A 13,387-nucleotide genomic window follows, 5' to 3' on the forward strand; every position below is an offset into this window, starting at 1 on the left:
GCTAAGACCCCAGGATTGTCTATATGGATTTCCCATATAGCAACTGCTCTAGATTAGCCCATATCCAGTATTTCTCTGAGCCGATCGAGGCGTTTAGTGAGCATTCCCTCATCACCGCGCTCCGTGGGGTGATAATAGCGGGTCCCTATCAGCGGATCTGGCAAATACTGTTGAGCGGCAACGCCGTGGGGCGAATCGTGGGCATAGCGATATCCCTGTCCATGCCCCAGTCCTTTTGAACCCGAATAGTGACTATCGCGTAGGTGCATAGGAACAGCGCCGATATTTCCTTTGCGGACATCTGCAAGCGCAGCATCAATAGCCATATAGGCTGCATTGGATTTTGGAGCCATTGCTACAGCTAAGACTGCTTCTGCCAGAATTATTCGCGCCTCTGGCATCCCGATAAGAGCTACGGCCTGAGCCGCTGCAACCGCTGTACGCAGAACAGATGTGTCAGCAAGTCCGACTTCTTCGGCCGCAGCGATAACCACGCGCCTGGCGATAAAACGGGGATCTTCCCCCGCTTCAATCATGCGGGCTAAGTAATGGATAGCCGCATCAGGATCAGAACCGCGCATCGACTTGATGAAGGCAGAGGCAACATCGTAGTGTTGATCTTCATCCCACCTCACTAAAGCGGTATTTGCTGCCTGGGCAACATGATCGGCTTCGATGGTTGTTGTGCCGATCTCGCGTGCGACTCCTGCAGCAGCCTCAAGCAATGTGAGAGCGCGCCGGGCATCCCCTCCAGACAGACGCCCCAAAGCATCGATCGCATCCTCATGTGCATGATATTTACCAGCCAGCCCCCGCTCGTCTTCGAGGGCACGGTGCAAGGCACTGTGCACGTGTTCTTCCGTGAGTGGATGCAAGACCAGGAGAATTGATCGCGATAGCAATGGGGAAATAACTGAAAAACTTGGATTTTCGGTGGTTGCCGCTACTAGCGTAACCCAGCGATTCTCTACGGCTGGCAAAAGCGAATCTTGCTGCGTTTTTGAGAAACGATGCACCTCATCAACAAAGAGTACTGTTTGCTCACCTGACGCGAAAAGTCTCCGTTTCGCCTCTTCAATCACCGCGCGTACTTCCTTCACGCCAGCAGACACAGCTGAGACTTCAACAAAGGTCTTTCTTGACTCTCGGGCAATGAGATATGCCAAAGTCGTCTTACCGGTTCCTGGAGGTCCCCACAGTACGACTGACGATGCGTCGTCAACATCTGGGGACAAAAGCCTCCGCAGCGGTGAGCCCGGCTCAAGAAGGTGGTCTTGTCCCAGGACCTCATCAACTGAGGATGGACGCATACGAACGGCCAAAGGAGCGCTGAGACTTGGTTTCGGTATTCCTTGGTTATCGACACCAAGAGAGGAAAAAAGGTCCATCACTCAAAGAGGGAGGTATCCCCCGCACCTTCGCGCACCACCTCAGGATAACCGGGAGTAAAGTCAATGACCGTAGTCGCACCTTCAAGACCAACTGGCCCCTCCACAACCGCATCTACGCTTTCCCCGATGGCATCCTCAACATCATCAACCTTGTAGAGAGCATCGTCAGTACCCGGAAGTATCAATGTCGAACAAAGCAAGGGTTCTCCAAGTTCTGCGACTATTGCCTGGGTAATCTTATGGTCTGGCAATCGCACACCGACAGTGTGCTTCTTCTTATTCAGCGTCATTCGAGGCACTTCTTTTGTGCCTTGTAAAATGAAGGTGTAAGCACCCGGGGTCAGAGCCTTGATAGTTCTATAGGCTTTGTTATCGACATGGACCAGCTCACCCAACTGAGCAAACGAGGCACACAGCAAAGAAAAATTATGCTTTTCGTCAAGTTTGCGAATATCCCGAATGCGGTCCATTCCCTCCTTATTACCAAGCTTTGATGCAATCGCATATCCCGAATCAGTGGGAAGAGCAATGATTCCACCATCATTGAGGATATCAACGATTTGGCGGACGAGGCGGACTTGTGGATTTTCTGGGTGGAGTTCGATTTTGCGCATAGTCATAGTGTAACCGGGCTCACCGACAAATGTTTATGAAAAAGCGACAATGCGCAGCAACTGCGCAATTCTCTCCTGGTCGTCCTTACAGGAAACTAGCGATTCCTGATCCAAGCATCACGCACCCTCCCAGTGCAGCAAGAGCCAGAATCGCAAGACGGGCCGCTTTCACCGGCAACTTGTTGGCAACGAGCATTCCACTAACGGTCCCCACTACAGCGGCACAGCACAGGAAGATCACGGTGCGAATATCCCACAATGGAATGCCAAGCGACGTTACAGAAGCCAAAGACATTCCCATGAAAAAGACCTGTAAAGTCCCACGCGTTGCGCTCGGTGACCACTGCGCGTTGACAGCATAGATAGCGACAGGCGGCCCTCCGGATCCTGAAAGCATATTCATCACAGCCGATAACAAGCCTGCTCCGGTCGCCCCGATTTTGCCTTTCAGTCGGGCAACATTATGTCCATTGAGGAGGAAGAATACGCTCATAAGAACAGCCACTCCCGCAGCCACAAGAAGATAGCCGTCGGCGACCTTACGCAGTCCCAAAGCTAATAGTGGTGTAGCAATGAGCGCTGGAATAGTCATGAATACGGCATTTTTCCATTGAATATCCCGGTGATTTTGCCAAAGAATTGCCGCCATCATCGGAATAGAGATAAGTGACAATAGCACGATTGAAGGTTCGCGTCCCAGAGTCACTACCAGTATTCCCCCACTGATAAGACCGAGCCCAGTTCCCGCTGAAGCTTGAGCAAATGCCCCTACCAGGACAGCTAAAACGCTAATCGCAATCGTCACATAGGCATACGCTACACCGATAACTCAACGGTGCCCGCCCTCTGTTCATAGGGCGGGCTCGTGGGTGCCAGATTAGCCTTGTTCGTTTTCCTCAGTTTTTGCCTTTGGCTTTGCATCAACACCGGCTTCTTTTCGTTGTTCGGGTGTGATTGGAGCCGGTGCCGACGTGAGTGGATCGAATCCGCCCCCCGACTTCGGGAATGCGATAGCATCGCGAATCGACTCAGTGTGAGCAAGAAGAGACACAATACGGTCCCAACCAAAAGCTATGCCGCCGTGAGGGGGTGCTCCAAACTGGAAGGCATCAAGAAGGAAGCCAAATTGTTCTTGAGCGCGCTCTTCGTCGATTCCCATGACTTTGAATACTCGTTCTTGAACCTCACGTTGATGGATACGAATAGAACCTCCACCAATCTCATTGCCGTTGCACACAATGTCATATGCGTAGGCCAAGGCGTTGCCAGGATCTGTATCGAAAGTATCGAGGGATTCCGGTTTTGGTGAGGTGAACGCATGATGCACCGCTGTCCACGCACCAGACCCCATAGCGACATCACCTTCGCTGACGGCATCAGCAGCCGGCTTGAATAGCGGAGCGTCGACAATCCACACGAACGCCCACTCATCCTGGTCTATCAAATTACAACGCTTGCCAATTTCAAGGCGTGCAGCACCCAGAAGCGCCCGAGCACCGTCTGGTTCTCCAGCGCCAAAGAAAATGCAATCTCCAGGCTGCGCACCAGTGGCTTCGGCCAATCCGTCACGTTCACCATCAGAGAGGTTTTTAGCGACCGGGCCGCCTAGGACTCCTTCGTCGTTAATGGTCACGTACGCGAGGCCTTTAGCTCCCCGAGACTTAGCCCACTCCTGCCATTTATCGAAGGTACGTCGCGGCTGCGAGGCGCCACCAGGCATAACTACTGCTCCAACATAAGGAGCTTGAAACACTCTGAACGTGGTGTTCTTGAAGTAATCGGTAAGGTTTGTAAGCTCCTGTCCGAATCGAAGATCGGGCTTATCAGAGCCAAAACGTTCCATTGCTTCTAGGAAGGGCATGCGTGGAATCGGAACAGAAATTTCGTAACCACCCGCAGCCCAGACGGCTTTCAGAACGGCTTCGGCAACCTCAATCACATCGTCTTGGTCGACGAAACTCATCTCGACATCCAACTGAGTGAACTCAGGCTGGCGGTCCGCACGGAAATCCTCATCACGGTAGCAACGGGCAATCTGGAAGTATCGCTCCATCCCCGCCACCATGAGCATCTGCTTGAAGAGCTGAGGTGATTGCGGTAACGCATACCACGAGCCAGGCGACAATCGAGCTGGAACCAGGAAGTCACGTGCCCCTTCGGGGGTAGATGCGGTAAGTGTGGGAGTCTCGATTTCAGTGAAGCCTTTTTCATACAAGGTTTCCCTCGCTGCCCGATTTACAGCAGATCGAAGCTTGAGAGGGTAGGCTGCCGCCGGACGCCGTAGATCGAGGTAGCGATATTTCAAGCGAACCTCTTCGCCCGCTGTTGGCTCACCCTCATGTGTTGAGACTTGGAACGGCAGTGGCGCCGAGGTGTTGAGAATCTCCACATCGTCACCGAGAACCTCAATAAATCCGGTAGGAAGGTCAGGATTCTCATTTCCTTCGGGACGCGCCGCAACCTCACCGGTGACTTTGATGACATATTCGCTGCGCAACTGGTGAGCAATATTCTCGTCACGGACAACTACCTGGGCGACCCCACTTACATCACGAAGGTCCACAAACACCACGCCACCATGATCTCGGCGCCGATCAACCCATCCAGTGAGGGTCACGGTTTGCCCGATCATGTCTTTGCCGAGTTCTGAAGCAGTATGTGTGCGTAGCACTGTGTGATCCTTCCCTTGCGTCGAATGGAAGTCTACCTGCCTTAGCCCCGCTAGACTAAGCGCGGTTAGAAGGGACAGAATGACAACCACCACCTTTTATGATTTAGGACTCCCAGAGTCTCTCATTTCCGTCGTCGATAAGCTCGGATTTGAACACCCCACTGATATTCAGACTGCCGCGATTCCAGTTCTTCTCGAGGGGCGTGACGTCGTCGGCATTGCGCAGACAGGCACCGGAAAGACGGCAGCATTCGGGCTGCCGCTCATTGCCCGGCTCGACAAAAATTTGGCCGAAGTGCAGGCATTAGTCCTGGCACCCACAAGAGAACTTGCTTTGCAGACGGCAGCAGCAATGGAGAGCTTTGGTGCCGATGTCATCGCCGTGTATGGGGGCAGTCCATATGGTCCCCAGCTACGCGCACTCAAAGAGGGCACCCAGGTAGTCGTAGGAACACCAGGCCGTGTTATTGATCTCATAAAAAAGGGGGCCCTACGCCTCGACCATGTCCACACTTTCGTTCTGGATGAGGCGGACGAAATGCTGCGGATGGGATTTGCAGAAGATGTTGAACTCATCGCCGCAGATATTCCAGAACACCGTTTGACCGCACTTTTTTCTGCAACAATGCCGCGCGCTATTGCCCGCGTCGCAGATACGCATTTGCATAATCCTGTTCGACTAGAAGTAAGTGTGCAATCCACCACAGTTGACACTATCCATCAAACCTATGCCGTGGTATCACCTCACTGGCGTTTTGAAGCACTTTCGCGAGTGTTAGCTGTACGCGAGGGTGGAACTATCGTTTTCGTTCGAACGCGCCAAAATGCTGAGGAGATTTCTCTTGACTTGGCGGCGAGAGGTTTCAAGGCCGCCGGAATATCTGGTGATGTTCCACAGCGCGATAGAGAACGCCTGGTTGAGCGCCTGCGAGGAGGTTCCCTCGACGTATTGGTTGCTACAGATGTTGCTGCGCGAGGCCTAGACGTCGAGAGGATATCTCTCGTAGTGAACTATGAGCCGCCGCGTGAGACTGAAGCTTACGTTCACCGTGTAGGCCGCACCGGCAGAGCTGGGCGAGACGGAGAGTCGCTCACATTTTTCACACCGCGCGAACGGCACAGGCTGCGCCAAATCGAGAACCTTACAGGTACCAGGATGGAACGTGCTCATATTCCTTCCGGTGCTGATGTCGCAAGATTTATTGCCCAACGTAAACTCTCAGCCACCGGCAATGGGGCGATTCCATTCGAGGAGGTCTTGCGCGATGCCATCACTGACGCAGTTCATGCTGGACAGGGATTGGAAGAGATTGCACTACGACTGTTGGCAACGTCCATAGGAGCTGACGCTCAAGGTCCAGCTGAGCTGACCGAAGACTGGTGGACACCAGGAGACAAGAAAAAGCGCAGCGGAAACAAGCGAGATCCTCGCCGAGATGAGGACAGTAGTTTCCATCATCGCTATCGCTTAGAGGTCGGAAAACGCGATGGCGTGAGTCCCGGAGCCATTGTTGGTACGATTACGGGCGAAGGCAACCTGCGGGGTTCATCAGTTGGAAAAGTTCACATTTTCCCGTCTTTTTCCCTTGTAGAACTCTCGGAGAATCTCTCATCTTCTCAAGTGAAAAAGATCGGTCGTGCCACCATCAAGGGACGAAAGCTCCGTATCTCAGTTGATCAAGGAGCCGCACCCCGGAATAGGGGCGGCAGAAAGTTTCGCTAAGGTCGGTTCTTTCCCTCTCAGGAGGGAAGACACGGGAACTACCAGCGCATAGCCTAAGCACATGAACGCGCCATTCCGTCATGACAACCGAGTGAAGGTTGACACGGTAATAGCGATCGGTCTCTACTTTCTGAGCGCTATCAGCATGGTGCTATGGCAGATGACAGGTCTCTTTAATGACCCTCTAAGTATGGGATGGTCACTTCTGCTATGAGCATTAGTGATCCTTCCTCTAGGGTTACGCCGAGTGGTGCCCTGCTCTGTTGCTGCCTTGGTGACAGTCGCGTTTTGTATCGCGACAGCATTCGCAGTCTCCGAAAGCTCGATCATTACCGTCGCTCGTTTTCTAGCTCTCTACAGTGTGGGGGCAGAAACCACAGACCGCACTCGCGCGTCGTGGGTGCAGGGCGCGCTGGTGGCAGTGCTCTTATCAGTGACAATAATAAGTCTCTACATGGTCAGCACGAATGAAAGTATCGCTGCCGACTTCGGAGGCGATATACAGGATTGGGCACTATCGCCCTTGGTTGCCTATTCGCTGGTAATAATGCTGATCAATGTAGTGTACTACGCTGCGCTATATGGTTCGGTAATCGCGCATGGGCGTCCAAACAAGACCGCGAACAGTTAGTGAACCTCACCAAAGCACTAGCGAACCAGCAACTCCAATCCGAACGTCAGGCAGTCACTATTGAGAGAATGCGGATTGCAAGAGAACTCCATGATGCTGTTGCCCACCACCTTCTATCTCGTGGCCAAACGGGAGATTCTTTCACAAGTAAAAACTAAATCCTTCCTGATCACAACGGCAATTCTGCTGGTCGTAGTTTTTGGGTCTATTATCTTTGGCAGTATCTTTTCGGGTGGCGAATCCAAACCAGATAGTGTGGCAGTTGTTGAGGGAATCACACCTGAAATTGACCTTTCAGGTGTGATCACTCCAGTAGCCGTATCGTCAATCGATGAGGCAAACGCATTAGTTCGCACCGGAGATGTCTCAGCAGCCATTATTCCTGAGGACTCCGTTCTCGGATATTCTCTTGTGGCCCTCGACAAAGAACCACAAGGCCTTATAACAGCCCTGAGCGTGAGCCCTACAGTAGAGTTACTAGAGCCCCCGGAAAGCAGTCCGTTGCTTCGCTATATAGTATCGATAGCTTTTGGTGCCATTTTTATGATGATGGCAATGGCTTTTGGATCAACTATTGCTCAAAACACGATCGTTGAGAAACAGACCCGAACGGTGGAATTGCTGCTGTCAGCGATTCCTGCACGGGCACTTTTGGCAGGAAAAAACGTTGGAAACTCTATTCTTGCCTTTGGTCAGATGGCCGCGATAGCTGCAGTCACTATTATCGGATTAGTGGTCACTGGGCAAGAAGAACTATTGGGACTTATCGGTGCCCCACTACTCTGGTTTCTCTTGTTCTTCGTTGTTGGTTTTCTTCTCATCGCATCAATCTTTGCGGCATCCGCGTCTCTGGTATCGCGGATCGAAGATTCGGGCACAGTTTTAATGCCCGTGATGATGCTGATAATGCTGCCCTACTTCGTTGTGATTCTCTTTGGTGACAACCAGCTAATCATGTCCATCGCCTCATACTTTCCTTTCTCGGCTCCAGTAGCAATGCCCGTTCGACTATTCACCGGCACTGCCCTCTGGTGGGAACCGCTGCTCTCACTCGTAATTTTGCTAGTATCAACACTGTGTGTCGTTCTTGTTGGTGAAAGAATCTATACAGGATCTCTGCTCCAAGTTGGCCGAAGACTGAAGATTCGCGAGGCACTCTCGCTTTCGCGTTAGGCTACAACGACCGTTACTCTCAACCCGTCGATGATAACGTCTTTCACATCAGGGCGTCTTGACAACCCTGCCAGGATCGCATACGGATCCTGTGCAGGGTTGCGCAGAAGTTCACGGGCCGCTACTCCTCGCCAGTACTTTGCAAAATGACTGACAACCTGTAGTTTCCCAAAGGCATTAAGTTTTACAGCTTTCAGCTCAATCACTGACGCTGTCTTTGGAAGAGGAAATGCCTGTCGATAGGGTCCAGAGCGTGCATCAAAAACACCTTCGTCAGGTACTTCGAGAACCTGTTGAAGATGCTTTCTCCACATCGCCGTTAGCGGACCAAGTGCGGGCAACGTAACTCCGATAGAAAGCCGATGGTTGGGAATAGGGTCTGTGGCTCTCACTACACCAAAGAGTCCCGAAAAAATTCGGATCTTCTTCAGTGCCTCTTCCGGCAGCTCGCTTGGTTGTAGGGCCTCGTAAAGAACTCCTGTATACAGGTCAATTGCTGGAGCACACGGCCCTTCAGCAAGTCTCGTATTTGCCTCAATCTCAAAGGCAGCTTTTGGCCCAACTTTGAGAATTTTTAATGCATCTTTGGACGAGGAAACTTCCTGTAAGTCCCTCATGACACGCGAACGAACCTCTCCTAGCTCCGGCAAGTACAGCGTCTTCAGGTCAAGCGCAGGCCCCGTTGTAGGTGCGTGTTTTCCCTCTGAAGGTGGCAACCAGATTTGCACACAAAACCTTTCATCGTGACAGGGACAGGTATTCCCGTACGGCCTATAGCTCGCAGCGATAAGATCGCAGCAACAATGTGCAATTGCGTCTAGTCGCCAGTAGGCCCCAAAACTATCCCCGCCCATGCACCGTGAAGAGATTCTTGATCTGAAGGCTGGAATAGACCAGCCAAGACATCTCGATATAGGCGAGAAAGTTCGTTCTTCGTGTAATAAGAACTACCACCACATGCGCGAATACACTGGTCTACTGCGTGGAGCGAGGCCTCTGCTGAAGCATTTTTCACTGCGGATAACCGTGGCATCCATAAGGCTCCAAGCTCATCCTTGTTATCGAAAGAACGCGCAAGTTCGCGAATCTGAGGACCGACGCCATCCATTCGAATCGCTGCATCGGCGATTCTCCACCGGATGTCTGGATCGTTGGCATACACGGATTGGTTCTTCACAGATTTCCTGGTTTTCACGTGCTCGGCTGCAACCTCGATAGCTCGCAAGCCAATCCCCATATACGTAGCAGCCAGCAACACTTCAAAGTTTGCGAAAATGCCAAAGACAACGGGGTCTGTCGACGGGCCTGGATCTGTAATCGTGAGAATCCAGTCGCTCTGTGCGTTATCGAGAACCGTAGTATTGGACTGAGTCCCACGCATGCCAATGGTGTCCCAATCATCCTTAATCATTATTCCAGGGGTTTCTCGAAGTATGATTGCAAATACTGACTTTCCAGTGTCAGTATCGCGTCCAAATGTAAGCATGCGAGTCCACGCTGGGGCCATAGAAGTAAAGACTTTAGTTCCTGTAAAAGAGTATCCCTCAGCGTTAGGTGTTGCCTGAGTGATGGAGCCAAAGAGAACCAGGTCATTGCCTGGCTCAGAGATACCGAATGCGAAGAGCTCCCCAGCCACAGCATCCTCAAGTATCTTTCGTCCCTGGTCCAGTCCTTCGCGAACCATATGGCGGGCCACGCCTACAATAATTTGATGCATGTTAACTGCCAAAGCAGTCGACGGCGAGGCTTTTGCCAACAGGGTTTGTTCAGCAGCAATCTCTTCGAGGTTTAGTCCTCCTCCCCCGTACTCTCGCGGAACAAATGCACCCAGATAGCCACATTCTTTCAACGCTTCGAAGTCCTCTTTTGGCCAAGCATTGTTCGCATCATAGTGTGGGGCGCGATCATGAATTGCAGTTAAAACGTCGTTGGAAAGAAAAGACATTATTTAACCTCTACAGGTGCGATTCGGGGTCTCCCAGTAGTTCAGCGACATGATCGGGAACATACGTCGAGAGATCTTTGGGGGGACGTTCATAGTGACTTTCCTGAGGAATTTCTGAAGGAAGCTCAACCTCAGGCCAGGGAATTTCTTTATAAGGGATTGTTGAAAGCAGATGAGCAATCATGTTGAGTCGCGCGGACTTTTTATTGTCTGATTCGACCACATACCAGGGAGCCCAGGGGGTATCGGTGTGCGTGAACATATCGTCCTTCGCCCGCGAATACTCATCCCAGCGATTGATCGATTCCAGGTCCATGGGCGATAGCTTCCAACGTCGGACTGGGTCCTTTAGCCTCGATGTAAAACGTTTGAGTTGCTCTTCTCTTGATACCGAAAACCAATACTTGCGTAACATAATCCCGTCGTTGTTCAGCATCTGTTCAAAGATAGGCGCTTCTCGTAAGAAACGAGCATGTTCCTGCTGAGTGCAAAATCCCATGACCCGTTCAACACCTGCCCGGTTATACCATGAACGGTCAAACAGCACTATCTCACCTGCTGAAGGCAGGTGTTCAGTGTAGCGCTGAAAATACCACTGAGTCTTCTGACGTTCGGTAGGTGTTGGGAGCGCGGCGATGCGAGCAACTCGAGGAGATAGGTATTCGGTGACTCTCTTAATTGCACCTCCTTTGCCCGCTGCATCGCGACCTTCAAAAACAACAACGATGCGCTCCCCCGTGCTCTTGACCCATTCTTGGAGTTTTACCAGTTCGCTCTGCAGGCGAAATAGTTCAGCCTCATAGACCTTATTCTTGAGCTTGCGCACCATCGCGATCTTTTCTCGTTTAGTGAATGAACTCTGCTGTGGTTGCCACGTGTGAGTGCCATTCTTTCCAATCGTGGCTTGCACTAATGATAATGGCAGATGCGGTAGGAATCCCTGCTGGGACCTCAACGTCATCCTTGACACTCAAACGTGCCACCTCGGAAATAGTGGGCTCATGGCCAACGACAACGACAGTTTCGCCATCTCCTTGGGCTCTCACCATGTCGAGAATCGCATGCGGCTCACCGGCATAGATCACTGGATCTTGCTGAGGATTGGGAAGATCTCCCGTAGAAAGGCCAGCTCCCTGTGTCATCTGCTCCCAGGTCTCAATTGCCCTAGTTGCGGGAGAAAGAAATATTTTGTCGACTTTAGCAAGAGTCGCTGTTAGTTTCTTCCCTAGCTGTTGCGCCTGTTCCTTACCCTCGTCTGTGAGAGCACGGCCACTGTCCCCCGTGGCTGACGACTGCGCAGCTTTAGCATGGCGTATGAAAATCACTGTATGTCTACTCATATCTTCAGGGTATGACAGACTTTGCCGGCAGGCTCGTTGTATCCTGTGGATCATGCCACTCACTCCTGGTCCCGATACGTTGATTTGCTCAGCTCGCGAATGCACACACGATGCGGTGAATGCAGTGGTCTGGTCGAACCCAAAAATTCATTATGGGCGACATAAGACCTGGCTTGCATGCGAAGAGCACACTCAAACTCTTCTTGAATATCTTAAACATCGCGGTTTTCCCGCTGAAGTAAAAACTCTGGACGAAATTGAGAACGACTCTACGTCAGACTGACCAGATCTAAATAGCTCTCATCCCACAGATCTTCATCGCCATCTGGCAGTAAAAGTACCCTGTCTGGGTTGAGGGCCTCCACGGCACCTGCATCGTGAGTCACAAGGACAACTGCGCCTTCATAGGTCCGCAAAGCACTGAGAATTTCTTCGCGTGACGCCGGATCGAGATTATTCGTGGGCTCATCTAAAAGCAAAACATTAGCACTTGACGCTACCAGAGTGGCCAGAGCCAAACGAGTCTTTTCACCTCCAGAAAGAACCCCGACTGGCTTAACGATGTCATCGGCGCCAAAAAGAAACTGTCCCAGAATCGATCTGAGTGCAGTATCGTCAAGGAAAGGGGCACCAGAGCGCATATTCTCTTCAACGGTGGCCTCGGTGTCCAAGAGGTCATGTTCCTGGGCGTAGTATCCAAGCAGCAACCCGTGCCCGGGCTTCACCTCACCGGAATCGGAGGATTCGACTCCCGCAAGAATGCGTAGCAAAGTGGTTTTTCCTGCGCCATTGAGACCGAGGACCACCACACGGGCACCACGATCAATTGCAAGGTCTACACCAGTAAATACTTCGAGGGAACCATACGACTTTGAGAGCCCCTCTGCGGTGAGGGGTACCTTTCCACACTCAGCAGGTTCAGGGAAACGAATGCGCGCCGCACGCTCTTCTGATGCCTCTTCACCGGCGGCTTTCCGCAGCTCCTCTGCGCGCCTAAGCATTTGTTGCGCAGCGACCGCCTTCGTTGCTTTGTATCGCATTTTTTCGCCCTGCGCCTGCAACGTCGCTGCTTTACGTAACGCATTAGCACGTTCCTTGCGGCGACGCCGCTCATCTTCTTCGCGTTGACGCAAATATGCTTTCCATCCCAGATGATAGACATCCAAAGTGGCAGTACGGGCATCAAGGTAAAACACCTGGTTGACGGTCTCTTCTAAAAGATTCACATCGTGACTAATGACCATAAATCCACCCGAATAGTTTTGTAGCCAATCGCGCAGCCACAGAATGGAATCATGATCGAGGTGGTTTGTCGGCTCGTCAAGAAGAAGCGTCTGTGCCCCTGAGAACAAAACTCTTGCCAACTCGACTCTACGGCGTTGCCCTCCCGAAAGAGTATCGAGAGTCTGGTCGAGTAGTCTTTCGTCAACTCCTAAAGCTGCGGCAATTTGAGCTGCTTCCGAGGCTGCTGCCCATCCACCGTTATTGGTGAATTCTTGGTCCAGACGAACGTATCGTTCCATGGCCTTCTGCTGGCGAGGTCCCGTTTGAGTACTCATCTCGAGCTCTGCCTTGCGTATACGGGCTAATAGTTGGTCGATACCTCTTACTGAGATGATTCTCTCTCGTGCACTCTGTGTGAGGTCACCTTCAGTAGTGTCTTGTGGCAGATATCCAACCTGTCCGCTTACCGTGATCTTACCTTCGTGTTCAGCTGCCCCACGGTCTTTCTCACCGGCCAATAGTCGCATTGTAGTGGTCTTACCGGCACCATTTCGCCCAACCAAACCTATTTTGGCACCTTTTGAGATGCTGAAATTGGCATTGTGCACTAGTTCGCGTGCGCCGATACGTAAAGAAAAGTCGTGTACAGATATCACCAGATGATCCTAGTAGACT

14 protein-coding genes are annotated in these 13,387 nt (G+C 51.8%); 5 read left to right on the top strand and 9 right to left on the bottom strand.

Features of this window, described 5'->3' with window-relative positions; genetic code table 11:
* Positions 1 to 53: 53 nt before the first annotated feature.
* The 4 genes from FYJ24_RS03975 to aspS form a co-directional block, all read right to left on the bottom strand.
* Entirely contained in the window at positions 54 to 1,388 is a 1,335-nt protein-coding gene (locus tag FYJ24_RS03975; RefSeq protein ID WP_154544038.1) for a replication-associated recombination protein A, read from the bottom strand.
* The gene (locus FYJ24_RS03980; protein WP_154543825.1) at positions 1,388 to 2,005 is read right to left on the bottom strand and encodes an L-threonylcarbamoyladenylate synthase; all 618 of its coding nucleotides are present in this window, start codon (positions 2,003 to 2,005) and stop codon (positions 1,388 to 1,390) included. Before FYJ24_RS03980 ends, FYJ24_RS03975 begins: the two co-directional genes overlap by 1 nt.
* Before the next feature lie 85 nt (positions 2,006 to 2,090).
* Positions 2,091 to 2,810, bottom strand: a complete 720-nt coding sequence (locus FYJ24_RS03985) for a TSUP family transporter (protein WP_154543827.1) — start codon at positions 2,808 to 2,810, stop codon at positions 2,091 to 2,093.
* A 72-nt stretch (positions 2,811 to 2,882) separates the two neighbouring features.
* Complete coding sequence (gene aspS / locus FYJ24_RS03990; RefSeq protein ID WP_318656515.1) at positions 2,883 to 4,676, bottom strand: aspartate--tRNA ligase; 1,794 nt, start codon at positions 4,674 to 4,676, stop codon at positions 2,883 to 2,885.
* Positions 4,677 to 4,755: 79 nt separating this feature from the next.
* Here aspS and FYJ24_RS03995 point away from each other — a divergent pair, with 79 nt between their 5' ends.
* The 4 genes from FYJ24_RS03995 (at position 4,756) to FYJ24_RS04010 (ending at position 8,203) form a co-directional block, all read left to right on the top strand.
* Positions 4,756 to 6,399, top strand: a complete 1,644-nt coding sequence (locus FYJ24_RS03995; RefSeq protein ID WP_154543829.1) for a DEAD/DEAH box helicase — start codon at positions 4,756 to 4,758, stop codon at positions 6,397 to 6,399.
* A gap of 61 nt (positions 6,400 to 6,460) precedes the next feature.
* Positions 6,461 to 6,613 (top strand): hypothetical protein, encoded by a 153-nt coding sequence (locus FYJ24_RS04000; protein ID WP_154543831.1) that lies wholly within the window; start codon positions 6,461 to 6,463, stop codon positions 6,611 to 6,613.
* A 6-nt stretch (positions 6,614 to 6,619) separates the two neighbouring features.
* Positions 6,620 to 7,030, top strand: a complete 411-nt coding sequence (locus FYJ24_RS12840) for a hypothetical protein (RefSeq protein ID WP_154543833.1) — start codon at positions 6,620 to 6,622, stop codon at positions 7,028 to 7,030.
* A 93-nt stretch (positions 7,031 to 7,123) separates the two neighbouring features.
* Positions 7,124 to 8,203 carry an ABC transporter permease gene (locus FYJ24_RS04010; RefSeq protein WP_263970218.1) on the top strand — a complete coding sequence of 360 codons (1,080 nt, stop codon included), beginning with the start codon at positions 7,124 to 7,126 and terminating at the stop codon, positions 8,201 to 8,203.
* Here the strand turns inward: FYJ24_RS04010 and FYJ24_RS04015 are convergent.
* The 4 genes from FYJ24_RS04015 to FYJ24_RS04030 form a co-directional block, all read right to left on the bottom strand.
* Positions 8,200 to 8,931, bottom strand: coding sequence for a YaaA family protein (locus tag FYJ24_RS04015; RefSeq protein WP_206192488.1), 732 nt, complete (start codon positions 8,929 to 8,931; stop codon positions 8,200 to 8,202). The genes FYJ24_RS04010 and FYJ24_RS04015 overlap by 4 nt on opposite strands.
* Positions 8,932 to 9,020: 89 nt before the next feature.
* Positions 9,021 to 10,148 (bottom strand): acyl-CoA dehydrogenase family protein, encoded by a 1,128-nt coding sequence (locus FYJ24_RS04020; protein WP_154543838.1) that lies wholly within the window; start codon positions 10,146 to 10,148, stop codon positions 9,021 to 9,023.
* A 10-nt stretch (positions 10,149 to 10,158) separates the two neighbouring features.
* Positions 10,159 to 10,977: a polyphosphate kinase 2 gene (ppk2, locus tag FYJ24_RS04025; protein WP_154543840.1), complete on the bottom strand. Its 819-nt coding sequence runs from the start codon at positions 10,975 to 10,977 to the stop codon at positions 10,159 to 10,161.
* Positions 10,978 to 10,993: 16 nt separating this feature from the next.
* Positions 10,994 to 11,488, bottom strand: a complete 495-nt coding sequence (locus FYJ24_RS04030; RefSeq protein WP_206192489.1) for a SixA phosphatase family protein — start codon at positions 11,486 to 11,488, stop codon at positions 10,994 to 10,996.
* 52 nt (positions 11,489 to 11,540) lie between these two features.
* Between FYJ24_RS04030 and FYJ24_RS04035 the strand changes: the two genes are divergently transcribed.
* The gene (locus FYJ24_RS04035; RefSeq protein ID WP_154543844.1) at positions 11,541 to 11,771 is read left to right on the top strand and encodes a hypothetical protein; all 231 of its coding nucleotides are present in this window, start codon (positions 11,541 to 11,543) and stop codon (positions 11,769 to 11,771) included.
* On the opposite strand, the gene FYJ24_RS04040 is transcribed toward FYJ24_RS04035, so the two are convergent.
* Positions 11,758 to 13,368, bottom strand: a complete 1,611-nt coding sequence (locus FYJ24_RS04040; protein ID WP_318656516.1) for an ABC-F family ATP-binding cassette domain-containing protein — start codon at positions 13,366 to 13,368, stop codon at positions 11,758 to 11,760. The two genes, FYJ24_RS04035 and FYJ24_RS04040, sit on opposite strands and share 14 nt — an antisense overlap.
* Between the last annotated feature and the right edge of the window lie 19 nt (positions 13,369 to 13,387).

Source organism: Scrofimicrobium canadense (assembly GCF_009696615.1).
GTDB classification, from domain to species: domain Bacteria; phylum Actinomycetota; class Actinomycetes; order Actinomycetales; family Actinomycetaceae; genus Scrofimicrobium; species Scrofimicrobium canadense.

Bases quoted from the DNA above. Each gene is read 5' to 3' on its own strand.
- FYJ24_RS03975 (WP_154544038.1), bottom strand. From the start codon at position 1,388: ATGGACCTTTTTTCCTCTCTTGGTGTCGATAACCAAGGAATACCGAAA.
- FYJ24_RS03980 (WP_154543825.1), bottom strand. From the start codon at position 2,005: ATGCGCAAAATCGAACTCCACCCAGAAAATCCACAAGTCCGCCTCGTC.
- FYJ24_RS03995 (WP_154543829.1), top strand. From the start codon at position 4,756: ATGACAACCACCACCTTTTATGATTTAGGACTCCCAGAGTCTCTCATT.
- FYJ24_RS04000 (WP_154543831.1), top strand. From the start codon at position 6,461: ATGAACGCGCCATTCCGTCATGACAACCGAGTGAAGGTTGACACGGTA.
- FYJ24_RS04010 (WP_263970218.1), top strand. From the start codon at position 7,124: ATGCTGTTGCCCACCACCTTCTATCTCGTGGCCAAACGGGAGATTCTT.
- FYJ24_RS04020 (WP_154543838.1), bottom strand. From the start codon at position 10,148: ATGTCTTTTCTTTCCAACGACGTTTTAACTGCAATTCATGATCGCGCC.
- ppk2 (WP_154543840.1), bottom strand. From the start codon at position 10,977: ATGGTGCGCAAGCTCAAGAATAAGGTCTATGAGGCTGAACTATTTCGC.
- FYJ24_RS04030 (WP_206192489.1), bottom strand. From the start codon at position 11,488: ATGAGTAGACATACAGTGATTTTCATACGCCATGCTAAAGCTGCGCAG.
- FYJ24_RS04035 (WP_154543844.1), top strand. From the start codon at position 11,541: ATGCCACTCACTCCTGGTCCCGATACGTTGATTTGCTCAGCTCGCGAA.